This is a genomic window from Labrenzia sp. C1B70 (assembly GCF_000475395.1).
Classification (GTDB): Bacteria; Pseudomonadota; Alphaproteobacteria; order Rhizobiales; family Stappiaceae; genus Roseibium; species Roseibium algicola.
The window spans coordinates 92,692-116,357 of the sequence record NZ_AXCE01000011.1; the positions used below are offsets into that span (position 1 = coordinate 92,692).

The following is a 23,666-nucleotide window of genomic DNA, read 5'->3' on the forward strand; positions in this document are numbered from 1 at the left end:
GCAGCTTTATTATTGACGTGACCAAAGTCAATAATTAATTGTATGTCTATAAACAGTTGTGGACGGGTGTGGACAAGTTGCCAGTCAGGGGAAAATCATGAGTGAAGAACCCAAGTTTCAGGAATTCGCGAACAGGCTAACAATCGCCTGTGACAACAATGATCTTGTGCCGGAATACAACAGAGGTCGGCTGACTTGGATCGTCAGAGAGCTAGAGCGATTCAACGTCACCGTAACTAAGGAAAGCGTTCGGCGTTGGTTTGCCGGGATTAGCATCCCCAGGCATGACAAGCTGCGAGTCCTTGCTGAGCTTCTGAAAGTCACGGAAGCATGGCTTGCTGTCGGGGATTCGTCCGCTGGTACGGTATCCGACCAGAAGCTCAAAAGGATTCACACTGACGGAGCGGTGAATTTCGCCCTTGGCGTTTTTGCGATGGAAGGATTCGCAACCGCTAACGTCGAGGACGATGATCCGAAGCGGAACGACATTCATTTCTATTCGATCATCAATGCCCGTCAGCTTGGGATTCGAGCTTCTTCCGGCGAGGAGTCCGCTGGTAAGATTAGCTTCCAGGCATCCAACATCTATGAGAAATCCATCTCACTCGGTGTCGTGAAGATAGCGCCGCTCGGCTATCGTCTTATCAGCATTCCTGCTCCCGTGATCTCCAAGAGTGGCGTTCGCAAGGGCTCACACATCGAAGTAAAGGGCGAACTCACCGAAAAAGGTGTCATGTTCAAGGATGAACTTGCTCCTTTTATCAGTGATCTCAACACCTTGGCTCAATAAATTGGACCGTTGCGGACAGTTCTAGACAGGTACGGACAACGCTGTAAAACAGTATATTTTACAGTATGCGGTGTAGGAGCGGAGTTGAAGTTTCAGTAAAATCAATAGCTTATGCTGACACTTCGATTCCGGCTCTGGGCACCACTCCCCCTCTACAGTTTGTCAAGTTTTTCAAGACGTTGCATCGCATCGGCTTACGATCTCCAATCACGCGAGTATCGTTTCGCCCGTGATTGCCCGCAGGACTTCACGTGCCACGATCCGGGCGACAGGCGTCAGAACCTGGCCTTTTCGGGTCAGGAAGGAATAGGTCTCAACCGACAAGGTGAGATCGCTTTCAAGGGCCGTGATCGTGCCCGGGCTTCCGTCTGCATTTTCAGCAAAGCTTGAGGCAACCGATTGGGCGACAGCGGCAATCGCGTTGGTACGCTGCACAGTCGTAACCGTGAACAGAAACGAAGACGTCGTCAGCACCTTGGTGGGCAGTCCAAGCCCCTTGTCGCGCAATGCCTGTTCCGTCGTGGTGCGGATCGGGGCGCCAACAGGAGGAAGCACCCAGTCAAAACCCAATAGGGCTTCTGCAGGCACAGGTGCTGCGAGACGGGTCAGCGGATGATCCGTCCGGGCGACCAGGCAGGCAGGTTCGCGCAGGAGAGGGCGTTCCTCGAACAGGTCCGGATCTTCATCCACCGGCACGCGGCTGAGGGAAAAGTCGAGCCGCCCGTCCTCCAGCATCGGTGCCAGATCGAGACTGGGACCGACTTCCACCGAAATGGAAATATCAGGGTAGCTGAGGCGCACGTGACGTATCGCGGGCAGGACATATTCGATTGCAGGGCCCGTCACCGACCCGATGCTGACGTGCCCGCTCTGGCCGGACTTGTGCTGTTCGATATCGCGCCCCGCATCGGCAAACTCCTGCAGGATGCGCACACAGCGTTCGGCCAGTTTGTGGCCGATGTCGGTCAACTCGATTCCACGGCCCGATCGCACGTAAATGTCGGCTTCCGCCACACGCTCAACCTCGGAGATCAGACGCGAAGCGGCCGGTTGCGACATGCCGAGAGCGCTTGCTGCGTCGGTGAGCCGAGTGTGTTTTGCAAGCTCCGCGAGCAATCGCAAGTGGGAGATTTTCATTCCCCGCCGCAGCAAGTCCAAGCTCATGGCCGATTTCCGTTATTTCATATCAATTAAGGTATGTAATGATAATGAATAATAATTTGACCGTCATGTTACTTTTCCATTTTGTACTCCCCGGCATCAACCCGTGAATGCCTGTGACTGAATTGGGCCGGCTGGGATCCGGTCCGGGAGGACGATATGAAATTTGTTTCCAAGGCGCTTGTCGCGGTAGCGGCAGCAGCAACCCTTATGTCCGGCGTGGCGCTGACTGGCGCGGCAATGGCCCAGGACAAAGGCTCCATCGGCATCGCCATGCCGACGAAATCCTCGGCACGCTGGATCTCCGACGGCAATTCCATGGTCGAGCAGTTCACTGAAGCCGGCTATGAAGCAGACCTGCAATACGCAGAAGATGATATTCCGAACCAGCTCGCCCAGATCGAGAACATGATCACCAAGGGTGTGGACGTTCTGGTGATCGCCGCCATCGACGGCACCACGCTTTCCAACGCTCTTGAAAATGCAGCAGCATCCGGCATCAAGGTCATCGCCTACGACCGCTTGATCCGTGACAGCGGCGACGTCGACTATTACGCGACTTTCGACAACTTCAAGGTCGGCGTACAGCAGGCAACGTCTCTCGTGAACGGCTTGAAAGAGCGGTTCGGCGACGGCCCTTACAATGTTGAACTCTTTGGCGGTTCTCCGGACGATAACAACGCCTACTTCTTCTACGACGGTGCGATGTCCGTTCTGCAGCCGCTGATCGACGATGGCACGATCGTCATCCAGTCCGGCCAGATGGGCATGGACACCGTCGGTACGCTGCGTTGGGACGGTGCAGTTGCACAGTCTCGTATGGATAACCTGTTGTCCGCTCACTACACCGACAAGCAGCTGCACGGCGCTCTCAGCCCGTATGACGGCCTGTCCATCGGCATCCTGTCTTCTCTCAAGGGTGTCGGCTACGGTTCCGGCGATCTGAAGATGCCGATCGTCACCGGTCAGGACGCCGAAGTCCCGTCCGTGAAGTCGATCCTGGCCGGCGAGCAGTACTCGACCGTTTTCAAGGATACTCGTGAACTTGCCCGCGTCACTGTCGGCATGGTTGATGCCCTGCTGGGTGGCGGCGAGCCGGAAATCAACGACACCACCACCTACGACAACGGTGTGAAGGTTGTTCCGTCCTACCTGCTGGAGCCGGTTTCCGTCGACGCCAGCAACTGGGAAGAGATCCTGATCGGCAGCGGTTACTACACTGCAGACCAGGTCAAATAAGAACGACAACACCCCGGAGCATCCTGCGTTCAACCGAGCGCACACCGGATGCTCCGCCACTTTGGACGTGATCAGCTTCAGGAGGATCGATCCCATCCGATTGATCTTCCGCTGGTCCGGCAGCACTTACCACCCATCGACACGGCAATTCCGCTCTTCCTCGCAGTCCTGGGAGAGCGGAATGGACCCGGACCCTGATTGTCCGGCTCGGTGGGTGGGTCTTTCCTCGGAATTCGGAGAACGGGGTCGATGGCACTCCTTTCCATGCAGAACATCAGCAAGACCTTTCCCGGCGTGAAGGCGCTGGACCGGGTCAATCTGGATGTCCAGAAGGGCGAAATTCACGCCGTCGTCGGCGAGAATGGCGCAGGCAAATCCACACTGATGAAGGTTCTGTCCGGCGTCTATCCGCACGGTCAATATGACGGCGAGATTGTTTTTGAAGGCGAACCGGCCCGGTTCTCCGGCATATCGGACAGTGAAAAGCAGGGCATCATCATCATTCACCAGGAACTTGCCCTGGTGCCGCAGCTTTCGATTGCCGAAAACATCTTCCTGGGCAACGAATGCGCCAGCAAGGGCGTGATCGACTGGCGGAAAACCAACCAGCGGACAGAAGAACTGCTCGCCAAGGTCGGTCTTTCGGAGGCCCCGACGACCAAGGTCGACTCCATCGGCGTCGGCAAGCAACAGCTTGTCGAAATCGCCAAGGCCCTGTCGAAGGACGTCAAGTTGTTGATCCTGGACGAGCCCACCGCGGCGCTGCAGGAAAACGACAGCCGCAAGCTGCTTGATCTCATGCTGGAACTCAAGGCGCAGGGCGTCACCAGCATCATCATCTCGCACAAGCTCAACGAAGTCCGATATGTCGCGGACAGCGTTACGGTGATCCGTGACGGCATGACCGTGTCGAACCTCGACGCCAAGGCAGGCCTGAGCGAGGACGATATCGTCCGCGACATGGTCGGCCGGGACATGACACATCGGTTCCCGGAGCACAGCCGAACCCCGGGCGATGTCCTGATGGAAGTCACAGACTGGTCCGTCTGGCATCCCGAGCATTCCGAACGGCGCGTGATCAAGAACGCTTCCTTCAATGTCCGGGCTGGTGAGGTCGTCGGCATTGCCGGGCTGATGGGATCGGGCCGGACCGAACTGGCCATGTCCATCTTCGGCCGGTCCTATGGCCGTAACATCAGCGGATCGGTGAAGCTCAAGGGCCAGCCGATTGATGTCAGCACCGTGGACCGGGCAATTGCAGCCGGCATCTCCTACGTCACCGAAGACCGCAAGGCCCTCGGGCTGGTTCTGGACGAGACGATCCGGTTCAACACGACGCTCGCCAACCTGAACGGCGTTTCCTCCGGGCCCATCCTCAAGCGCAACGAGGAAACCCGCGTTGCCGAGAGATACCGGGAAGCGCTGGCGATCCGTACGCCGTCGGTGTTCCAGAAAACGGTCAACCTTTCCGGAGGCAATCAGCAGAAGGTGGTGTTGGCCAAATGGCTGTTCACCGCGCCGGAAGTGCTGATCCTGGACGAGCCGACCCGCGGCATCGACGTCGGCGCCAAATATGAAATCTACACCATCATCAACGACCTCGCCGCGCAGGGCAAAGGCGTGGTCATGATCTCGTCGGAAATGCCGGAACTGCTCGGCATGTGCGACCGGGTCTACGTCATGAACGAAGGGGCTCTCGTCGGTGAACTTGCCGCCGGCGATGCGAGCCAGGAGCGCATCATGTCGCTCATTGTCAACGAGTGAGAGAAAAACCCATGGAACTGGCTGATAGCGACACCAATGCGACGCCGGTCGTGAAGACCAAGGGCATCGGCGAGTATATCTCCTCGCATTTGCGGCAATACGGACTGCTGTTCGCGCTGATTGCGGTGATGGCCTTCTTCGAGGTGGTTACCGACGGCACGCTGCTGCGTGCAGTAAACATCACCAACCTGCTGCTGCAGAACTCCTACATCATCATCATGGCGCTCGGTATGCTGATCGTCATCGTCTCGGGCAACATCGACCTGTCGGTCGGCTCGGTGATGGGCTTCATCGGGGCGCTCGCCGCGGTCATGATCGTCAACTACGGCCAATCGCCGTACATCACGATGATCGTCTGCCTGGCCATCGGCGGGCTTATCGGCGCGGCCCAGGGGTATTGGGTCGCCTATTGGAAAATACCATCCTTCATCGTGACGCTGGCAGGTATGCTTGTCTTCCGCGGCTTGTCGCTCTGGCTTCTCGAAGGTCAATCGGTGGGGCCGTTCCCGAAGGAATTCCAGATCATTGCCACCGGGTTCGTGCCGGACATGTTTCCGGCCGGCATGGGGGAAGCACTGGCGGATCTCTTCGGTGCTCGCAAGGTCAATGTTCTTGCGCTCGCAACCGGTGTCGTGGCCGCAGCCCTTGTGGTCTGGATCGGCATGCGCCAGCGGGCACAGAACAAGGCCTACGGCATCGAGGATGAGCCGACGAGCTTCTTCATCGCCCGCAACGTGATCATTGCTGCGGCACTGGTGTTCGTGATGTTCAAGCTGTCCCTGTTCCGCGGTCTGCCGAATGTGCTCATCACCATGGGCGTCCTGACGATCATCTATGCCTTCATCACCGAAACGACGACGGTCGGCCGCCGGATCTACGCACTCGGCGGCAACCAGAAGGCTGCCAAACTGTCCGGCATCAAGACCGAACGACTGACCTTCCTGGCCTTCACGAACATGGGCGTTCTGGCTGCTGCCGCGGGTCTCGTATTCGCTGCACGTCTCAACACCGCAACGCCCAAGGCCGGCTTCGCATTGGAACTGGACGTGATCGCGGCCGTCTTCATCGGCGGGGCGTCCATGTCCGGCGGGGTCGGCACCATCATTGGCGCGGTTGTCGGAGCCTTCCTCATGGGCGTGCTGAACAACGGCATGTCGATCATGGGCATCGGTATCGACTACCAGCAGATGATCAAGGGCCTCGTGCTGCTCGCAGCCGTAATTTTCGACGTCTACAACAAGAACAAGCAGGGGTAACGCTATGCTGATTTCCCAGATCCTGGATGATGCCGGCAAACGTGCCGTGGTCGTCCGCAATGGCAGCGAAGCTTCTGTCCTGAAGGGAGTTGCCTCCACCTACGAGCTGGTTCAGGAAGCCATCGCAAAGGGCCAGAGCCTGACCGAATGTATTCGTGGACATGAACTCGGCGCGGCGGTCGACCTGGAACAGCTGGCGTCGGAAGGCCGGTTGCTGCTGCCGATCGACCACCCGGACGCAGCCCATATGCATCTGACCGGCACGGGGCTGACGCACCTGGGGTCCGCGGCAACTCGTGATGCCATGCACGCCAAGGCGAAGAACGACGATGCCAACGTCACGGACAGCATGAAGATGTTCCAGCTTGGCCTTGAAGGCGGTCGTCCGCAGCCGGGCCATGTCGGCGTCCAGCCGGAATGGTTCTACAAGGGCAACGGGTCCTGCGCGGTGGCGCCGGGCGGTGATCTTGTCAGTCCCGGTTTTTGCGAGGATGGCGGCGAGGAACCGGAAATCGCCGGGGTATATGTTATTGCCGAAGACGGAACACCGTTCCGCGTCGGCTTCGCGCTCGCCAACGAGTTCTCCGATCACGTGATGGAACGCCAGAACTATCTGTACCTGGCACATTCCAAACTGCGTCCGGCCTCCTTTGGGCCGGAGTTGATGGTCGGTCCGCTTCCGGAGAAGGTTGAAGGCACCAGCCGGATCTACCGTGACGGCGCAGTGCTTTGGGAAAAGCCATTCCTGTCGGGCGAAGGCAACATGTCCCACACGCTGGCGAACCTGGAACACCATCATTTCAAGTATGACGTTTTCCGCCAGCCGGGCGATCTACACGTGCATATGTTCGGCACGGCAACGCTTTCCTTCGCCGATGGCATTGGCTGCCGGGAAGGGGACGAGGTCGAGATTTCCGCGCCGGGGTTCGGCGTTCCCCTGAAAAACCGCTTGGCTTTCAAGGCTGCGGAAGCCGGGGCGGCTCAAGTAAAGGTTCTTTAGATCATGGCATTCAAACCGGCGAAATGGCCGCGCAAATTGCGGTCGACCGAATGGTTCGGCGGCACCAGCCGTGACCACATCTATCACCGCAGCTGGATGAAGAACCAGGGTCTGCCGGACGACCTCTTTGATGGTCGCCCGGTTATTGGCATCTGCAACACCTGGTCCCAGCTCACGCCCTGCAACGCGCATCTGCGCGATCTGGCGGAGCGCGTCAAACACGGGATCTACGAGGCCGGCGGCTTTCCGGTGGAGTTCCCCGTGTTCTCGACCGGCGAGAGCACGCTGCGTCCAACCGCGATGATGTTCCGCAACCTTGCCAGCATGGATGTGGAAGAAGCGATCCGGGGCACGCCGCTGGATGGCGTCGTCTTGCTTGTCGGCTGCGACAAGACCACGCCCTCTTTGCTGATGGGCGCGGCTTCAGTCGATATTCCGGCAATTGTCGTCACCGGCGGTCCGATGCTGAATGGCTGGTTCCAGGGCGAACGGGTCGGCTCCGGCACGCACCTCTGGAAATTCTCCGAGGCGGTGAAGGCCGGGGAAATGACCCAGGAGGAGTTTCTGGAGGCGGAGGCCGCCATGAGCCGGTCCCCAGGCAGCTGCAACACCATGGGCACGGCATCCACCATGGCCTCTATGGCCGAGGCACTCGGCATGGCGCTGTCCGGCAATGCGGCGATCCCGGCTGTCGACAGCCGCCGCCGGGTGATCGCGCATCTCTCCGGCCGGCGGATCGTGCAGATGGTGAAGGACGATCTGAAACCGTCCGACATCCTGACCCGCGAAGCCTTCGAGAACGCCATCCGCACCAATGGTGCCATCGGCGGGTCGACGAATGCGGTCATCCATCTGCTGGCCATCGCCGGCCGTGTCGGCATAGACCTCTCGCTCGATGATTGGGACAAGGCAGGCCGGGATATTCCGACCATCGTCAACCTGATGCCGTCCGGCAAATACCTGATGGAAGAGTTCTTCTATGCCGGTGGTCTGCCGGTGGTGATCAAGCGCCTCGGCGAGGCGGGCATGCTCAACAAGGACGCCATCACCGTTTCCGGCGAGACCATGTGGGACCAGGTCAAGGATGTGAAGAACTGGAACGAGGATGTCATCCTGCCGGCGGAAAAGGCGCTGACCAACCAGGGTGGTATCGCGGTTCTGAAGGGCAACCTTGCACCCAATGGCGCTGTCCTGAAACCGTCTGCCGCGTCGCCGCATCTGATGCAGCACAAGGGCAGGGCAGTGGTCTTTGAGGATATCGACGACTACAAGGCCAAGATCAACGACGATGCCCTCGACATCGACGAGACCTGCGTCATGGTGCTGAAGAACTGCGGCCCCAAGGGGTACCCGGGCATGTCGGAAGTCGGCAACATGGGCTTGCCGCCCAAGGTGCTGAAGAAAGGCATTACCGACATGGTCCGCATTTCGGATGCGCGCATGTCCGGCACGGCTTATGGCACCGTTGTCCTGCACACCTCTCCGGAGGCGGCTGCCGGTGGACCGCTGGCGGTGGTGAAAGACGGCGACATGATCGAACTGGATGTTGCGAACCGGACAATCCATCTCGACATTTCCGAACAGGAATTGTCCGCACGGCTTGCAGCATGGAAGCCGTCGCACCATGTTCCGGACAGCGGCTACGCCCGCCTGTTCCATGACCACGTTCAGGGTGCCGACACCGGCGCCGATTTCGACTTCCTGAAAGGCTGCCGCGGTTCCGCCGTGCCGAAGGATTCACATTGATGGCAGAAAAACTGGCGCTGGTGGGCATCGGCAAGATTGCCCGCGATCAGCACATTCCGGCGGTTGCCGGTAATCCGGACTGGCAGCTGGAGGCGGCGGTCAGCCGTCACGCCGGCGTTGACGGGATCGATCATTTCCAAACGATCGACGAGCTTCTGGAAAAGCGGCCGGACATCACCACTGTCTCGCTCGCCATTCCACCGCAGCCTCGGTTCGAGTATGCGGCCAAGGCCTTGAAGGCCGGCAAGCATGTGATGCTGGAAAAGCCGCCGGGGCAGAGCCTTGCCGAATGCTATGCGCTGGAGGCACTTGCAAGGGAACACGGGGTGACGTTGTTCGCCACGTGGCACTCCCGCTATGCCGATAGCGTACCGGCGCTGAAGGCATTCCTTGCCGAACGCACGTTGAAACGGCTCAAGATCACCTGGAAGGAAGATGTTCGCCGTTGGCATCCCGGCCAGGAATGGATCTGGGAGCCGGGTGGCATGGGGGTCTTCGATCCAGGTATCAATGCGCTCTCGATCCTGACCGAGGTTCTTCCTTATCCGGTTCACCTCACCGGTGCGACGCTGGAGTTTCCGGAGAACCGGGCAACGCCGATTGCCGCCGGGCTGACCTTCGCAGATCCGGTTGGCGCGGAAATGTCCGCCGATTTCGACTGGCGTCAGGAAGGGCCCCAGACATGGGACATCGACGTTGAAACCGACCGAGGCGCCGCAAAGCTGTCACTTGGCGGTGAGAAGCTGGAAATCGACGGTGAGCCCGTTATACAGGGGGCGAACCATGAATATGCCAACCTCTACGTCCGTATGGCGGATCTGGTGAAATCGGGCACGAGCGACGTCGATCTCTCGCCGATGATCCATGTGTGCGACGCCTTTTCTCTTGGGCGGCGCGTCATCACTGATCCGTTCGAATTCTGATCCATCTTCAAAACCAGAAGGTTTGACATGACTTTTATGCCTCACGGAAAGCAGCTTGTTGCAGGGCAATGGGTTGCCGGCGATGCAACATTTACCTCCGAACCGGCGCATGGCGCGTCTCACGCTTTTTCCGTCGGTACCGCCGACCAGGTGGACGCGGCCTGCCGCGCAGCGGAAGAAGCCTTCTGGAGCTATGGCTATTCCAGCAGTGAAGAGCGGGCGAAATTCCTCAATGCCATTGCAGACGAGATTGAAGCCCGTGCGGACGCCATCACCGAGATCGGCACTTCCGAAACCGGTTTGCCGGAAGCGCGTCTTCAGGGCGAGCGTGGTCGCACCACCGGCCAGTTGCGCCTGTTTGCCTCTCATATTCTGAAAGGCGATTATCTCGACAAGCGTCACGACGAAGCCCTGCCGGACCGCCAGCCTCTGCCGCGCCCGGACCTGAAGCTGGTCCAGCGCCCGATCGGGCCGGTCGCGGTCTTCGGTGCTTCCAACTTCCCGCTGGCATTCTCGACCGCCGGCGGTGATACGGCATCGGCTCTGGCTGCGGGCTGCCCCGTGGTCGTCCGTGGCCACCCGGCCCATCCGGGCACCGGTGAGATTGTCGCCGAGGCGATCGCCGCAGCCATCAAGTCCTGCGGCCTCCATCCGGGTGTCTTCTCCTTCATCCAGGGCAATGGTTTCGAGGTTGGCCAGGCGCTTGTTCAGCACCCGCTGATTACCGCCGTCGGTTTCACTGGCTCCCTGCGTGGCGGCCGTGCCCTGTTCGACATGTGCGCACAGCGCCCGGTGCCGATCCCGTTCTTTGGTGAACTTGGTTCGGTCAACCCGATGTTCCTGCTGCCGGCGGCGCTCTCCGCTCGCGGCGAGGAAATTGCAAAGGGCTGGGCCGGATCGCTGACCATGGGTGCTGGCCAGTTCTGCACCAACCCCGGCGTTATCCTGGTGCTCGAAGGTCCGGATGCGGACGCTTTCGTTGCGACGGCAACAGAAGCCCTCGGCGGCATTGGCAAGCAGACCATGCTGACAGACGGAATCGCGGCCGCCTACCGGTCCGGTTCCAAGCGGGTTGCCGCTTCCAGCGGTGTCCGCGAACTGATCGGCACGTCCTGCGAGACCCGTGAAGCCGCGCCTTACGTCTTCGAGACCACCGGCGACAACTGGCTGGCCAACGAGGAACTGGGCGAGGAAGTCTTCGGTCCGCTCGGCATCGTGGTCCGCGTGAAGGATGAAGCACAGCTTCTGGAAATCGCCAAGAGCCTGGAAGGCCAGCTTACCTGCACGTTGCAGATGGATGCAGGCGACAAGGACCTTGCCCGCAAGCTGATGCCGGTGCTGGAGCGCAAGGCAGGCCGCGTGCTTGCCAACGGCTTCCCGACCGGTGTGGAAGTTGCCGACAGCATGGTTCACGGCGGGCCTTACCCGGCATCGACCAACTTCGGCGCCACCTCCGTCGGCACGATGGCTATCCGGCGCTTCCTGCGTCCGGTCTGCTACCAGAACCTGCCGGACGACCTGCTGCCGGCCAGCTGAGCCGGCAAGTAAAGTAACTAGATAAAGACCTCATCCTGAGGAGAGCACGCGTGCGCGTCTCGAAGGATGGGCCACTTGCTCGGAGCAAGGTGCCCATCCTTCGAGACAGGCCTGCGGCCTTCCTCAGGATGAGGTTTTTTTGTTTGTGTTGCTAAGAAGGTGGACCGGCGGCACCCGTGTCCGCAGACAGCCTCAGATATTCAGTTCGATCTTCCGGCCGGCCAGGATGACGGCGACCATGGCGTCATGGGCTCCCTTTGCGTCCCCGGCCTTGATGGCCGTGACGATGGCGCGGTGACGCTCGACGAACTCGTATGTTTCCTGGTCGTTGCGCTCGTTGGCCTCGGCAATGAAGAGGGAATAGAGCGCGGCCTGAACGAGATCTCCAAGTGACTGCAGGAAGCGATTGCCGGAGAGCTTCAGGATCATCTTGTGAAACTCCAGATCGGCCACGGCCACGGCAGCCCTGTCCTTGCCGGTGGCAAGGTTGTCGCAGAGTTTGGACAGGGTCACGCATTCCGCATCGGTTGCGCGCTTGGCGGCGCTGCCTGCCGCCGCCGGTTCGAAGATCAGGCGGATCTCGAACAGGTCTTCCAGAAACGGACGCTGGTTGTTGAGCGCGGCGTGCCAGCGCAGGACGTCCGGATCGAACATGTTCCATTCGGATGCGGGCCGGACATGGGTTCCAACCTTGGCTTTCGACTGGATCAGGCCTTTTGCGATCAGCGTCTTCTTCGCTTCCCGCACCACCGTGCGCGAGACGTCGAACATTTCCGAAATGTCCGGGTCCAGGGGGATCATCGTTTCCGGCGGATACTCACCTGCAACGATGGCTCTTCCCAGTTGCTCGACAACCTGATCGGTATGGTTTCCGATCTGGCTTCCCAACCCGCCGGTGGCGACGAAGGTCATGATTGCGCGGCGAACTCTGTCGCTGGTTTTCTGCGCAGTGTCGTTGCCCAAGTGAGTCCCTTCTGAAGCAAGATGAAGCCGAAGAGCAAACCGCCGATCACGATCTTTGTCCACCAGCTCGAAAGCGTTCCGTCGAACACGATAAAGGTTTGTATCAACCCCATGATCAAAATGCCAAAGAATGTGCCTGCGACAAAACCAGTGCCGCCGGTAAGCAATGTGCCGCCGATCACCACCGCCGCGATGGCGTCGAGTTCGACCCCTACCGTCGCCAGTGAATAGCCGGCGGACGTGTAGAGAGAGAAGATGATCCCGGCAAGTCCGGCAAGGCCGCCTGACGTTGCGTAGATGCCGATGGTGGTCCTTGCCAGGGGAACGCCCATCAGCCGGGCGGTCGACAGCCCGCCGCCAAGTGCATAGACATTCTGGCCGAAGCGGGTGCGGTGGGCGACGATGATGCCGATGAGGAAGGTCAGCAGCATGATCATGCCGGTGAGCCGGAAACGTCCGCCGCCCGGAGCCTTCCAGTAAAGGGACTGCAGTGTGTCGTAGAACTCGTGGGTGATCGGCACGCTGTCGGTCGATAGTACATAGGCCGCGCCGCGGGCCAGGAACATGCCTGCCAGCGTGACGATGAAGGGCGGCATCTCCAGATAGTGGATCATCGCCCCCATCGCCGCGCCGAAGGAAATGGTGATCGCCAGTACCAGGACAAAGGCGACCAGCGGATGGATCGAGGTATCCCTCAGGATCACAGCCAGAAAGACGCCGGTAAAGGCGATCACCGAGCCGACCGAAAGATCGATGCCCCCCGAAAGGATCACGAAGGTCATGCCGACGGCGGCTATTCCAAGAAAGGCGTTGTCTGTCAGAAGGTTCGCGACGACCCGTGTCGACAGCATCGCCGGGTATTGCGACGCGCACAGCGTATAGGCCAGCACGAAAGTCGCGATGGTGATCAGAAGCGGCAGATGAGTGGAGCGGATCATTGCGGGCTTTCTTTCGCTTCCTTGATGGGGTCGGACGGCTGGGGCTCCGCGGAAGCCCGCAAGATGTAAAGCGCGTGTTTCACGGTCGGAGACTGGATGACCAGGATCGCGATGATGATCAGTGCCTTGATGACCAGGTTGAATTCAGGCGGCATGCCGGACAGCAGGATCACCGAATTGACCGACTGGATGATCAGGGCTCCGAGCAGCGACGCCAAGATCGAGAAACGCCCGCCAAGCAGCGAGTTGCCACCAATCACCACCGCCAGGATGGCATCAAGTTCGAGCCAGAGACCGGCATTGTTGGCATCTGCCCCCTTGATATCCGCCGCGACGATAACGCCGGCCAGGGCCGCACAGACACCGGAAATCAGATAGACAGAGATGATCAGCACGCGGCTGTTGATGCCCGCAAGGCGCGAAGAGCTCTCGTTGATGCCGATTGCCTCGATCAGCATGCCAAGCGCTGTCTTGCGGACCACTGCCGCAACCGCGAGCCCGAGCCCGATCCAGATCAGGATCGGGGTCGGAATGCCCAGGATCGTGCCGGCGCCCAGGTGGATGAGGCCGGGATCCAGGAAGGTCAGGATTGTTCCCTCCGTCACCAGCTGCGCAATGCCCCGGCCGGCCACCATCAGCACAAGCGTTGCGACGATCGGCTGAATGCGCAGGACAGCAACCAGAACGCCGTTCCACAGGCCGCAGATCGCACCGACGGCAAGCGCACCGGTAAGGGCGACGTGCCAGCCATGCCCATCCACGGCAAGGGAAGCGGCAACCGCACCGGCAATTGCCATGACGGCGCCAACCGACAGATCGATGCCTCTGGTCGCTATGACCAGTGTCATGCCGATGCACAGAAGGGCGGTCGGTGCGCCACGATTGAGCACGTCAATCAGATTGCCGAAGAGGCGACCGTTCTGGAATTCTATCCGGAAGAAATCCGGGAATACCATGAAGTTCAACATCAGAACGGCAGCCAGGATGATCAGCTGCGGGGTGATCCGCCGGAGGGTGTTGTGAACATGTGCGGTCATCAAACGGCCTCCGCCATGGGTTCGTCGGCAATGGCCGCGACAATGTTGGAAGTCGTGATGTCGTCACCGGCAAGTTCGCATACCTGACGCCGGTCACGCAGCACGATCACTCGGGTGGAATAGGCGACGAGCTCTTCCAGCTCGGACGAGGCCACAAGAAGCGCCATGCCGTCTTCGCGCAGCTTCTCGATAAGGGCGATGATTTCCGCGTGGGCGCCGACATCGATGCCGCGTGTCGGTTCATCCAGGATCAGGAAGGCCGGATTTGTCGCCAGCCATCTTGCCAGCAGTGCCTTCTGCTGATTACCGCCAGAAAGCAGGCGGATCGGCATGTCCAGGCTGGCGAGGCGAATGTCGAGGGCCTTCACATAGGCTTCCGCCAGTTCATTGACCTTTGCCTTCGGTAGTGGCCGGAACCAGCCCTGTCGGGCCTGCAGAGCCAGAATGATATTCTCCCGCACGGAAAGATCGCCGACGATACCGTCGCTCTTCCGGTCTTCCGGACAGAGCGCAAACCGGTGTGCGACGGCCTCACGCGGGTTCTTGATGGTGACTTTCTTGCCTTCCAGCAGCGCTTCGCCCTGGTCAGCCTGCACGGCGCCAAAGATGATTTCGGCAGTTTCCGTACGTCCGGACCCCAGAAGCCCGGCAAGGCCGACGACTTCGCCCTTGCGCACGGTCAGGTCAAACGGCGTGATCATGCCGCGTTTGCCGAAGTTCGTCAGCTCTATCAATGTGTCGCCGGTTGCGGAAGGGGCGCGGTCGTGGATGCGATCTTCCAGCTGCCGGCCGAGCATCAGCGTCACGATCTCGGTCTGGGTTGCGTCTGCAAGCTGACGGGTGCCAACCACACGGCCGTTTCTCAGCACCGTTGCCCGGTCGGAGATCTCGAACACCTGGTCGAGGAAATGCGTGATGAAGACAATGGCAAGGCCACGCGCCTTCAGTTTTTCAATGACGGAAAAAACAAGGTCAACCTCATCCCGGTCGAGGCTGGCTGTCGGTTCGTCAAGGATCAGAACCTTGCCGGAAAGCTCGACGGCACGGGCAATCGCGACCACCTGTTGTACGGCGACGGAATAGGCCGACAGCGGTTCGGCCGGATTGACGGAAAGGCCGAATTCCGCAAGCAGGTCCCGCGCCATCTTCATCATCTTGCGCTGGGAAATGAACCCGTGCCACATCGGCTGGCGGCCGAGAAAAAGGTTCTCCGCAACAGTCAGGTTCGGCAGCAGGTTCACTTCCTGGTAGACGGTGCCGATACCCAGTTTCTGGCTGTCCTGAGTGCTGTTGGGCGAGATTTCCTGGCTGTTCAGGAGGATGGTGCCGGCATCGCGCCGATAGGCACCGGTCAGGCATTTGATCAGGGTGGATTTTCCGGCCCCGTTTTCGCCGAGCAGCGCATGCACTTCACCCGGATAAAGGGTCAGGTCCACTGCATCCAGCGCTATGGCCCCCGGAAAGAATTTGGATATGCCCCGGCATTCGAGCACAGGGTCGGTTACGCTCGCCATGTATCGGCTTCCCCCGAAGTCGGACTTCCTGAACCTTGAGATGCCGGGCGGCAGGCCGCCCGGCATCGGGATCGTTCTTAGTATCCCAGGTCTTTCTTCATCTCGTAGATGGCCATGTTATCATCTTTGAGCGTGTAGAGTTTGGACTCGGTCTGGATCCACTTCGGCGGCATCGTGCCATCCGCAAGGTAGGCTTCAAGCGCGTCCAGCGCCGGGCCTGCCATATTCGGGGTCAGTTCGATCGTGGCATTGGCTTCGCCGTTTGCCATCGCCAGGTGGATGTCCGGAACACTGTCGATCGAGACGATCTTGATGTCTTCACCCGGCTTCAGGCCGGCTTCCTTGATCGCCTGGATGGCGCCGACGGCCATGTCGTCGTTGTGGGCATAAAGGGCACAGATGTTGGCGCCGCCAACAGCCTTCAGGAAGCTTTCCATGACGACCTTTCCCTGGCTGCGGGTGAAGTCGCCGGTCTGGCTGCGGACAATGTTCAGATTGTCATGGCCGGAAATCGCCTGCTCGAAGCCCTTCTTGCGGTCGATGGCGGGGCTGGAACCGGTTGTTCCCTGAAGTTCGACGATGTCGCACTTCTCGCCGGCAGTTTCATCAACCAGCCACTGGCCGGCGACGCTGCCTTCATGAACCAGATCCGACGTGACGGCGGTCATGTAAAGATCTTCCGGTGCGTCGACAGTCCGGTCAAGCAGCACGACCGGGATCTCGGCATCCTTGGCTTCTTCCAGGACTTCGTCCCAACCGGTGGCTACAACAGGAGCGAGCAGGATCGCATCGACACCCTGCGCGATGAAGGACCGGATCGCCTTGATCTGGTTTTCCTGCTTCTGCTGGGCATCGGCAAATTTCAGATCAATGCCGCGCTTTTCAGCTTCCTGCTTGGTGACAGTTGTTTCAGCTGCACGCCAACCGGATTCAGATCCGATCTGCGAAAAACCGATGGTCAGATCGGCAGCCATGGCGGTCATCGGGACAAACGACATTGCCCCGGCAATAAGCATTGCCTTGAGTTTCATAGGGTCTCCTCCACAAGGTATATTCTCCTCACAAAAATCATTAAGTAATACTTTATTACTTTTGTAAAGCGAGTAGCGTTGTGCGGTGCGAACGGGATGATTAAGTATCTGTAATAATGAAAAAAATGACGATCTTGATTGCCTCTTTCCCTCATCGTTTCCGGGCCTGATCCGGCAATCCACGCCGATGCGGGGCCATTTCCAGGAGGCGTGACGAAGGTCAGGAAGGGGCCTGGAAACCACGGTTGAGCCATGGCGCGACGAGGAAAGGGTGAGGCCCGCCATTCGCCATCCCGGTCCAAGTCAAGATCCAGGGTCCAGCACACACCGCCGTGTGGAATCGCCGAGAGCGGCAAGGATGTTGTTCTGTGGCCCTGCTTTCTCAAGGGAACGTGCCCTGAAAACGACAAAAGCCCGGGCAGCAGAGCCCGGGCTTCGTAAAGTGCGACGATAGGCAAGACTATCCGTCCAGCTTCACCCAGGCAGCGTTTTTCGCCGAAGAGCGGACGCAGGCGTCTACAAAGCGCACGCCGGCAAGTCCGTCCGTGATTCCCGGAACCAGAGAGCTGGCGTCCTTGCCGGACTGGTGGGCACGGATGGCGTCGGCAGCGTCCTTGTAGAGGTTGGCGAAGCCTTCCAGATAGCCTTCCGGATGTCCTGGCGGCACACGGGTGGCCGAGGCGATGCTGTCGAGCATGCCGGCACCGCCCCGGGTCAGCAACTGCTTCGGCTTTCCGAAAGGCGTGTAGTGGAGATAGTTCGGGTCTTCCTGGTGCCACTCGAGCCCGGCCTTGTCGCCATAGATCCGGATCTTGAGATTGTTCTCGTTGCCCGGTGCCACCTGCGAACACCACAGCATGCCGCGCGCGCCGCTGGCGTAGCGCAGCATCACGTGGCCGTTGTCATCCACCTGACGGCCCGGAACGAAGGACTGCAGGTCGGCTGCAAGGCTTTCCGCCGACTGGCCTGTGATGAAGCAGGCAAGATTATAGGCATGAGTGCCGATATCGCCCGTGGAGCCGCCAAGGCCCGTGCGTGCCGGGTCGGTACGCCAATCAGCCTGCTTGTTGTGCTGTTCCACCGTCAGCCAGTCCTGGGGATACTCCACCTGAACGACGCGGATCGTGCCGAGGTCGCCACTGGCTACCATCTCGCGTGCCTGCCGAACCATCGGATAACCGGTGTAGTTGTGGGTCAGGAAGAAGAGAGCATCGGAGCTTTCCGCAGCCTTCACGAATTTCTTGGCATCGGCCAGGGTTGAAGTCAGAGGCTTGTCGCAGATGACATGGATCCCGCGTTTCAGGAATTCCTTCGCCGCCGGATAGTGCATGTGGTTCGGCGTGACGATGGCAACGGCTTCTATGCCGTCTTTCAGCCGGGCTTCACGCTTGGCCATTTCCTCGAAGGAGCCATAGATGCGATCTTCCTTGAGGCCGAGCGCGCGGCCAGATTCAAGCGCTTTCTCCGGGGTGGAAGACAGGGCGCCCGCCACCAGGTCGTAGGCGCCGTCGATGCGCGCGGCAATTCGGTGAACGGCGCCGATAAAGGCATCCTTGCCGCCGCCGACCATGCCGAGCCGGATCGGGCGCGTCTGCACGGTGTCTTTTCCTTCGATGGCCATATCGCTCCTCCTGAAACTGTTTCTGTTCTATCGCGCCGCGCGCTGTAATCGATTACACGCGTTGTTTACATACATAGAAACCTCATGCTGAGGAAGCGCGGATGCGCTTTTTCGAGGGAGGGGCCACTTGTTTTCAAGATTGCAGCCCACCCTTCGAAACGGACCGGGCGGTCCTCCTCATGACGAGAGTGAGAGGTGGCGAGCGTCGTCGCCGACCCGTCCAATTGTTGCCTCGTCGAAGTCAAAACTCTAGTTGATCCCGAGCATCTTCCGGTTGGCTGCCTCGTCACTGCCGCCGTCGGCGAAATCGTCAAAGGCCTTTTCGGTCACGCGGATGATGTGAGCCTTCACGAAGTCCGCGCCTTCCCGGGCCCCGTCTTCAGGGTGCTTCAGGCAGCATTCCCACTCAACCACGGCCCAGCCATCGAAATCATTCGCGGCCATCTTGGAAAAGACGGCTCCGAAATCAACCTGACCATCGCCAAGGGAGCGGAAGCGTCCGGCGCGGTCGACCCACGACTGGTAGCCGCCATAAACACCCTGACGTCCGGTCGGGTTGAACTCGGCATCCTTGACGTGGAACATGCCGATCCGGTCCTTGTAGATGTCGATATTGTCCAGATAATCCAGGCACTGCAGCACATAGTGGGACGGATCGTAGAGCATCTTGCAGCGGTCGTGACCGTTGACGCGCTCCAGGAACATCTCGAAGGTGATGCCGTCATGCAGGTCCTCACCCGGGTGAATTTCGTAACAGACATCAACCCCCATTTCCTCGGCATAGTCGAGGATCGGACGCCAGCGTCTGGCAAGTTCGTCAAATGCGGTTTCGATCAGTCCGGCAGGGCGCTGCGGCCACGGATAGACATAGGGCCAGGCAAGCGCGCCGGAAAAGGTGGCGTGGGCCGAAATGCCGAGATTGCGGCTTGCGGCCAGGGCCAGTTTGACCTGGTCGACCGCCCAGGCTTGACGGGCGGCAGGATTGCCATGGACATGCGGCGCGGCAAAGCCGTCGAAAGCCGTGTCATAGGCCGGGTGCACGGCAACGAGCTGGCCCTGCAAGTGGGTTGAAAGCTCGGTGATCTCGACACCGTTCTCGCGCGCCGTTCCAATGAATTCGTCGCAATAGGTCTTGGAACTGGCTGCCTTTTCAAGGTCGATCAGCCTGCTGTCCCAACTGGGTACCTGAACGCCAAGATAGCCGCAATCCGCGGCCCATTTCGTGATCGATGCCCAGGAATTGAACGGCGCTTCGTCCCCCGCGAACTGGGCGAGAAACAACGCCGGACCCTTTATGGTTTTCATGACATTCTCCAGAAATCGGGGAAGGTGAAGTGAGGTGAGGTGGAAAGGGCCGGGGTCCCATCGCGAAAGACCCCGGCCTGCTACGTCCCGAAGCCTTAGAAGGGCGAATCCGGGAAGTAGTAGTTTTCAGCATTTTCCGGCGTGATCAGCGTCGCACCGAGAATGTAGCGGCCGGCAACCGGACCATTGGACTTGAAGGCGGCAACCGTCTGGTCCATGGCGGTGGCGATCATCGCCGGCGGATAGAGAACGTCGACCGGAATAAGGGTGTCGCCATCCATGATTGCCTTGATGGTTTCCTTCATGCCGGCACCGCCAACGACGAACATGCCGTCGCCGTCACGGCCAGCCTGTTTCAGGGCGGCAACCACGCCAATGGCGATGTCGTCGTCCTGGGCCCAGACCGCGTCGATGTCCGGGAAGCGGGACAGGAAGTCCTGCATCACTTCAAAGCCGTCGTCGCGGTTCCAGTTGGCGTGCTTGTGGTCGAGCACGTTGATGCCGGAGCCTTCGATCTCGGCCATGAACGCGTCGAAGCGCTCATTGTCGATGACCGTCGGAATACCGCGCAGGATGACGATGTTGTCGCCGTCCTTCAGGCGGGTCTTCATGTATTGCGCGGAAACACGGCCCAGTTCCGGGTTGTTGCCGGCCACATAAAGGTCTTCGATGCCCGGCTGGCTGAGGCCGCGGTCGACGACCGTGATCCATGCACCGGATTTCTTGACGTTCAGCACCGGGTCGGTCAGCGGTTCGGATTCGAACGGCAGAACCACCAGGGCTTTGATCTGGTGAACGGAGACCAGGTCTTCCAGGGCACTTGCCTGTGCTTCCGGATCCGGCGAGTTCACCAGGATGAGATCGACATCCGGATAAAGCGCCTCAAGCCGCTTTTCCGCTTGTTCCGCGTGCCAGTTCATGCCGGCTGCCCAGGCATGGGTCGGGGTCGGATAGCTGACGCCGATCTTGATTTTTTCCTGTGCAACCGCAGCGCCCGCAAAGGCCAGCGCACCGGTTACCGCGATCACTCCCAAAGCTTTCTTCATGAGCATTGCTTCCTCCTTCAATGCTGCCATCTGGACGCACCTCTCCCGTCCGGTGCGATCCGGTATTTGAATTGGGGACGGGTCCCGGTTCGGTTGAAATCAGGTCAGGGGCTTACTTGCTCTTGCGGAGCTTCCAGTCACTGCGCTGAAGAAACACTGCGACGATGATGATCAGGCCCTGCATGGTTCCATTCAGGTAATTCGAGATCACATCGGTGAAGTTCAAAATGTTGCCGATGGTGGTGAGAATGAGCGCACCAAGGATGGTGCCGCCGATCCGGCCATACCCACCCTTCAACACCGTACCGCCGATGATGACCGCGGCGATCGCCTCAAGTTCCCACAACACGCCGGTGGACGCGGACGCCGAGCCAAGGCGGGGCACGTAAATGATGGTGGCAAAGGAAACGCACAGGCCCTGGATGACATAGGTAAGCGTCTTCACACGGTCCACGTTGATCGCCGAATATCTGGCGACAGCCTCGTTCGAGCCGATGGCCGTGCAATAGCGGCCGAACGCGGTGCGGTTCAGCAGCAGCCAGCCGCAGATGGCAACCGCGATGAACACCCAGACAGGGAAGGGCAGGCCCAAAAACGTGTCGTAATAGACAGGCCGGTAGGTTCCGCGAATATCGAAGTTGAGCGACAGGGTGCCACCATCGGCAAAGTAGGTCACCAGCGAGCGATAGATGCCCATTGTGCCGAGCGTCACGATGAAGGCTTCGATCTTGCCCTTGGTGGTCAGGGCACCGTTCACCCAACCGGCCCCGATGCCCAGCACGATGGCAAGGCCGCAGCCGAGCAGAACTGTCGGAACACCGCTGCCCATGGTCTCGACGGCGTTGTTCATGATGATGATCATGACACCGGAAATGGCTGCCGCCATGGACCCCACAGACAGATCGATGCCTCCGGCGGTGATGACGAAGGTCGCCCCGACAGCAATGATGCCGATAAAGGCAGAGCGGGTCAGAAGGTTGGTCAGATTGCCTTCGCTGACGAAGGCAGGGTTCAGCAGAAAGCCGATGATGCAAAGGATCAGAAGGGCAACTGCGGGGCCAATCGTCTTGAAGTCTATGGAAGACCTCTTGGCCGGCTTGGCCGCTGTATCGTCAGACGCGGTCATCATGGTCAATGGAGTTCCTCCCGTTTCAGCCCGGCGGCGTAGCGCATGATTTCGTTTTCGTTGATGTGATCGCCGGTCAGAACGCCGGTGATATGCCCTTCGCGCATCACCACCACCCGATGGCAAATACCGATGATTTCCGGCATTTCCGAAGAGATGACCACGACCGAAACCCCTTCGGCGGCAAGGGCAGCGATGAAGTGGTAGATCTGTTGTTTCGTGCCGACATCGATACCGCGGGTCGGTTCATCGATGATGACGATCTTCGGATCGCATTCCATGATCTTGGCGAGCAGCAGCTTCTGCTGGTTGCCGCCCGACAGCTTGCCGACCGTGATTTCCTTGTCGCGGGCCCGAACATCGAAGCGGCGGATGGCACGGTTGAGCGCGTCTTCTTCCGCCTTGCTGTCGAGGCCGAAATTGCGGACGAATTTCGGTAGGGCGAACAGGGTCAGGTTTGGCCGCATCTTCTTGTCGAGAAGCAGTCCTTTTTCTTTCCGGTCCTTGGTGAGATAGGCCAAACCAAGGTCCCGTGCCTGCGCGACGGTCATGGGGCCGGTGTCGCGTCCAAAAAGCTTGATGGTTCCTGCTTCAAACGGAGCGAGGCCGCAAATCGTCTCGAAGACTGCGGTCCTGCCGGAGCCGATCAGACCCGAAAAGCCCAATATCTCGCCCTTGCGCAGGCTGAAGCTGACGTTGTCGACGGACGGCGCACGCAGGTTCTGGACTTCCAGAACGAGCTCTGCATCGACGTCTGCCTCATGCATGGGCGGGTAGAGGTCGGAAAGCTCCCGGCCAACCATCATCTGGGCCATCATGTCCGGCGTCAGATCGCTGGAGGCACGCGTGTCGATCCACTGACCGTCACGCAGGATGGTGACGCGATCGGCAATTTCCTTGACCTCGTTGAGCTTGTGCGAAACGAACACGATGCCGACGCCGCTTTCTTTCAGCTTTTCCACCTGGCGGAAGAAAACCTGGGTTTCCTCTTCGGTCAGAACGGCGGTTGGTTCGTCCATGATCAGGATGCGGGCGTTCCGGCTGACAGCCTTGACGATCTCGACCATCTGCTTCTGGGCGATGGTAAGGTCGGAAATGCGGTCGGTCGGGGAAATGTCGAGGCCGATCTCGTCCAGATACTTCCGGACGGTTGCCTGCATGGCCTCCTTGTCCAGAAAGCCGTTGGATTTGATCTCGCGACCGAGGAACACGTTTTCCTCTACCGTCATCTGTTCGGCGAGGTTGAGCTCCTGGTGGATCAGCACGACGCCGAGTTTCTCTGCGCCGCCGTTCGCGGGCAGGTCGGTCTGCTTGCCGTCGAGACGGATCTGGCCGGAGGTCGGATCATGAAAACCGGAGAGGATTTTCATCAGCGTCGACTTGCCGGCGCCGTTCTCGCCGATCAGGGCATGAACCTCGCCAGGGCGGACGTCCATGCTGACACTGAACAGCACGGGAACCGGCCCAAAGGATTTGCTGATGTTCACGGCCTCGATGACCGCTGCCGGAGCAGTGGTGTCCACGCTCATTCTTGTTCCTCCCAAGGCGCCAAAGCCCTCTTCCTCAATGGCGCCGTGCGTTTGATGTAAACGTTTTCATGGGTCGTGTAAACCTTTACATTGGCCTCTGTAAACCTTTTCATTATGTGCAATGCGTTCTATACAGCGTAG

General features: G+C 59.6%; 20 protein-coding genes. 8 read left to right on the forward strand and 12 right to left on the reverse strand.

Going from position 1 to position 23,666, the window contains the following annotated elements:
• The first annotated feature begins 97 nt into the window (after positions 1 to 97).
• Entirely contained in the window at positions 98 to 790 is a 693-nt protein-coding gene (locus Q666_RS47780; protein WP_022999979.1) for a hypothetical protein, read from the forward strand.
• 207 nt (positions 791 to 997) lie between these two features.
• Here the strand turns inward: Q666_RS47780 and Q666_RS47785 are convergent, their stop codons facing one another.
• On the reverse strand, positions 998 to 1,954 hold the full coding sequence (locus tag Q666_RS47785) for a LysR substrate-binding domain-containing protein (protein WP_035908189.1): 957 nt from the start codon (positions 1,952 to 1,954) through the stop codon (positions 998 to 1,000).
• 156 nt (positions 1,955 to 2,110) lie between these two features.
• On the opposite strand from Q666_RS47785, the gene chvE reads away from it, so the two are divergent.
• The 7 genes from chvE (at position 2,111) to Q666_RS47820 (ending at position 11,415) form a co-directional block, all read left to right on the forward strand.
• The gene (chvE, locus tag Q666_RS47790) at positions 2,111 to 3,190 is read left to right on the forward strand and encodes a multiple monosaccharide ABC transporter substrate-binding protein (RefSeq protein ID WP_022999981.1); all 1,080 of its coding nucleotides are present in this window, start codon (positions 2,111 to 2,113) and stop codon (positions 3,188 to 3,190) included.
• Positions 3,191 to 3,439: 249 nt separating this feature from the next.
• Positions 3,440 to 4,954, forward strand: coding sequence for a multiple monosaccharide ABC transporter ATP-binding protein (gene mmsA / locus Q666_RS47795; protein WP_022999982.1), 1,515 nt, complete (start codon positions 3,440 to 3,442; stop codon positions 4,952 to 4,954).
• A gap of 11 nt (positions 4,955 to 4,965) precedes the next feature.
• A complete protein-coding gene (gene mmsB, locus Q666_RS47800; protein WP_022999983.1) occupies positions 4,966 to 6,210 on the forward strand; it encodes a multiple monosaccharide ABC transporter permease in 1,245 nt (414 codons plus the stop codon).
• 4 nt (positions 6,211 to 6,214) lie between these two features.
• Complete coding sequence (gene araD1 / locus Q666_RS47805; RefSeq protein ID WP_022999984.1) at positions 6,215 to 7,210, forward strand: AraD1 family protein; 996 nt, start codon at positions 6,215 to 6,217, stop codon at positions 7,208 to 7,210.
• A gap of 3 nt (positions 7,211 to 7,213) precedes the next feature.
• Positions 7,214 to 8,956 carry an L-arabinonate dehydratase gene (gene araD / locus Q666_RS47810; protein ID WP_022999985.1) on the forward strand — a complete coding sequence of 581 codons (1,743 nt, stop codon included), beginning with the start codon at positions 7,214 to 7,216 and terminating at the stop codon, positions 8,954 to 8,956.
• Positions 8,956 to 9,879 (forward strand): Gfo/Idh/MocA family oxidoreductase, encoded by a 924-nt coding sequence (locus Q666_RS47815; protein WP_022999986.1) that lies wholly within the window; start codon positions 8,956 to 8,958, stop codon positions 9,877 to 9,879. The genes araD and Q666_RS47815 overlap by 1 nt, the downstream gene beginning before the upstream one ends.
• A gap of 27 nt (positions 9,880 to 9,906) precedes the next feature.
• The gene (locus Q666_RS47820; protein WP_023014522.1) at positions 9,907 to 11,415 is read left to right on the forward strand and encodes an aldehyde dehydrogenase (NADP(+)); all 1,509 of its coding nucleotides are present in this window, start codon (positions 9,907 to 9,909) and stop codon (positions 11,413 to 11,415) included.
• 192 nt (positions 11,416 to 11,607) lie between these two features.
• Here Q666_RS47820 and Q666_RS47825 read toward each other — a convergent pair whose 3' ends face one another.
• The 11 genes from Q666_RS47825 to Q666_RS47870 form a co-directional block, all read right to left on the reverse strand.
• Positions 11,608 to 12,327: a FadR/GntR family transcriptional regulator gene (locus Q666_RS47825; protein WP_022999988.1), complete on the reverse strand. Its 720-nt coding sequence runs from the start codon at positions 12,325 to 12,327 to the stop codon at positions 11,608 to 11,610.
• Positions 12,324 to 13,313, reverse strand: a complete 990-nt coding sequence (gene yjfF, locus Q666_RS47830) for a galactofuranose ABC transporter, permease protein YjfF (RefSeq protein WP_031268969.1) — start codon at positions 13,311 to 13,313, stop codon at positions 12,324 to 12,326. The genes Q666_RS47825 and yjfF overlap by 4 nt, the downstream gene beginning before the upstream one ends.
• Positions 13,313 to 14,353 (reverse strand): ABC transporter permease, encoded by a 1,041-nt coding sequence (locus tag Q666_RS47835; RefSeq protein ID WP_022999990.1) that lies wholly within the window; start codon positions 14,351 to 14,353, stop codon positions 13,313 to 13,315. The genes yjfF and Q666_RS47835 overlap by 1 nt, the downstream gene beginning before the upstream one ends.
• Positions 14,353 to 15,867 (reverse strand): sugar ABC transporter ATP-binding protein, encoded by a 1,515-nt coding sequence (locus Q666_RS47840; RefSeq protein WP_022999991.1) that lies wholly within the window; start codon positions 15,865 to 15,867, stop codon positions 14,353 to 14,355. Before Q666_RS47840 ends, Q666_RS47835 begins: the two co-directional genes overlap by 1 nt.
• Positions 15,868 to 15,944: 77 nt before the next feature.
• Entirely contained in the window at positions 15,945 to 16,898 is a 954-nt protein-coding gene (ytfQ, locus tag Q666_RS47845; RefSeq protein ID WP_022999992.1) for a galactofuranose ABC transporter, galactofuranose-binding protein YtfQ, read from the reverse strand.
• Positions 16,895 to 17,356: a hypothetical protein gene (locus Q666_RS66205; RefSeq protein WP_161633232.1), complete on the reverse strand. Its 462-nt coding sequence runs from the start codon at positions 17,354 to 17,356 to the stop codon at positions 16,895 to 16,897. The genes ytfQ and Q666_RS66205 overlap by 4 nt, the downstream gene beginning before the upstream one ends.
• 2 nt (positions 17,357 to 17,358) lie before the next feature.
• Positions 17,359 to 18,519, reverse strand: coding sequence for a Gfo/Idh/MocA family oxidoreductase (locus Q666_RS47850; protein WP_022999993.1), 1,161 nt, complete (start codon positions 18,517 to 18,519; stop codon positions 17,359 to 17,361).
• Between the two features lie 249 nt (positions 18,520 to 18,768).
• Positions 18,769 to 19,824, reverse strand: a complete 1,056-nt coding sequence (locus Q666_RS47855) for a sugar phosphate isomerase/epimerase (protein WP_022999994.1) — start codon at positions 19,822 to 19,824, stop codon at positions 18,769 to 18,771.
• A 95-nt stretch (positions 19,825 to 19,919) separates the two neighbouring features.
• Positions 19,920 to 20,900, reverse strand: a complete 981-nt coding sequence (locus tag Q666_RS47860; protein WP_022999995.1) for a substrate-binding domain-containing protein — start codon at positions 20,898 to 20,900, stop codon at positions 19,920 to 19,922.
• 82 nt (positions 20,901 to 20,982) lie between these two features.
• The gene (locus tag Q666_RS47865) at positions 20,983 to 21,999 is read right to left on the reverse strand and encodes an ABC transporter permease (protein ID WP_022999996.1); all 1,017 of its coding nucleotides are present in this window, start codon (positions 21,997 to 21,999) and stop codon (positions 20,983 to 20,985) included.
• Positions 22,000 to 22,001: 2 nt separating this feature from the next.
• Complete coding sequence (locus tag Q666_RS47870; protein WP_022999997.1) at positions 22,002 to 23,525, reverse strand: sugar ABC transporter ATP-binding protein; 1,524 nt, start codon at positions 23,523 to 23,525, stop codon at positions 22,002 to 22,004.
• Between the last annotated feature and the right edge of the window lie 141 nt (positions 23,526 to 23,666).

Excerpts from the sequence above, each read along its gene's own strand:
- Q666_RS47840 (WP_022999991.1), bottom strand. The coding sequence starts at position 15,867 with ATGGCGAGCGTAACCGACCCTGTGCTCGAATGCCGGGGCATATCCAAA.
- Q666_RS47835 (WP_022999990.1), bottom strand. The coding sequence starts at position 14,353 with ATGACCGCACATGTTCACAACACCCTCCGGCGGATCACCCCGCAGCTG.
- Q666_RS47850 (WP_022999993.1), bottom strand. The coding sequence starts at position 18,519 with ATGGCCATCGAAGGAAAAGACACCGTGCAGACGCGCCCGATCCGGCTC.
- Q666_RS47825 (WP_022999988.1), bottom strand. The coding sequence starts at position 12,327 with ATGACCTTCGTCGCCACCGGCGGGTTGGGAAGCCAGATCGGAAACCAT.
- Q666_RS47785 (WP_035908189.1), bottom strand. The coding sequence starts at position 1,954 with ATGAGCTTGGACTTGCTGCGGCGGGGAATGAAAATCTCCCACTTGCGA.
- Q666_RS47865 (WP_022999996.1), bottom strand. The coding sequence starts at position 21,999 with ATGATGACCGCGTCTGACGATACAGCGGCCAAGCCGGCCAAGAGGTCT.
- Q666_RS47870 (WP_022999997.1), bottom strand. The coding sequence starts at position 23,525 with ATGAGCGTGGACACCACTGCTCCGGCAGCGGTCATCGAGGCCGTGAAC.
- Q666_RS47855 (WP_022999994.1), bottom strand. The coding sequence starts at position 19,824 with ATGAAAACCATAAAGGGTCCGGCGTTGTTTCTCGCCCAGTTCGCGGGG.
- Q666_RS47860 (WP_022999995.1), bottom strand. The coding sequence starts at position 20,900 with ATGGCAGCATTGAAGGAGGAAGCAATGCTCATGAAGAAAGCTTTGGGA.
- Q666_RS47780 (WP_022999979.1), top strand. The coding sequence starts at position 98 with ATGAGTGAAGAACCCAAGTTTCAGGAATTCGCGAACAGGCTAACAATC.
- Q666_RS47820 (WP_023014522.1), top strand. The coding sequence starts at position 9,907 with ATGACTTTTATGCCTCACGGAAAGCAGCTTGTTGCAGGGCAATGGGTT.
- ytfQ (WP_022999992.1), bottom strand. The coding sequence starts at position 16,898 with ATGAAACTCAAGGCAATGCTTATTGCCGGGGCAATGTCGTTTGTCCCG.
- Q666_RS47815 (WP_022999986.1), top strand. The coding sequence starts at position 8,956 with ATGGCAGAAAAACTGGCGCTGGTGGGCATCGGCAAGATTGCCCGCGAT.
- mmsB (WP_022999983.1), top strand. The coding sequence starts at position 4,966 with ATGGAACTGGCTGATAGCGACACCAATGCGACGCCGGTCGTGAAGACC.
- mmsA (WP_022999982.1), top strand. The coding sequence starts at position 3,440 with ATGGCACTCCTTTCCATGCAGAACATCAGCAAGACCTTTCCCGGCGTG.
- araD (WP_022999985.1), top strand. The coding sequence starts at position 7,214 with ATGGCATTCAAACCGGCGAAATGGCCGCGCAAATTGCGGTCGACCGAA.
- chvE (WP_022999981.1), top strand. The coding sequence starts at position 2,111 with ATGAAATTTGTTTCCAAGGCGCTTGTCGCGGTAGCGGCAGCAGCAACC.
- araD1 (WP_022999984.1), top strand. The coding sequence starts at position 6,215 with ATGCTGATTTCCCAGATCCTGGATGATGCCGGCAAACGTGCCGTGGTC.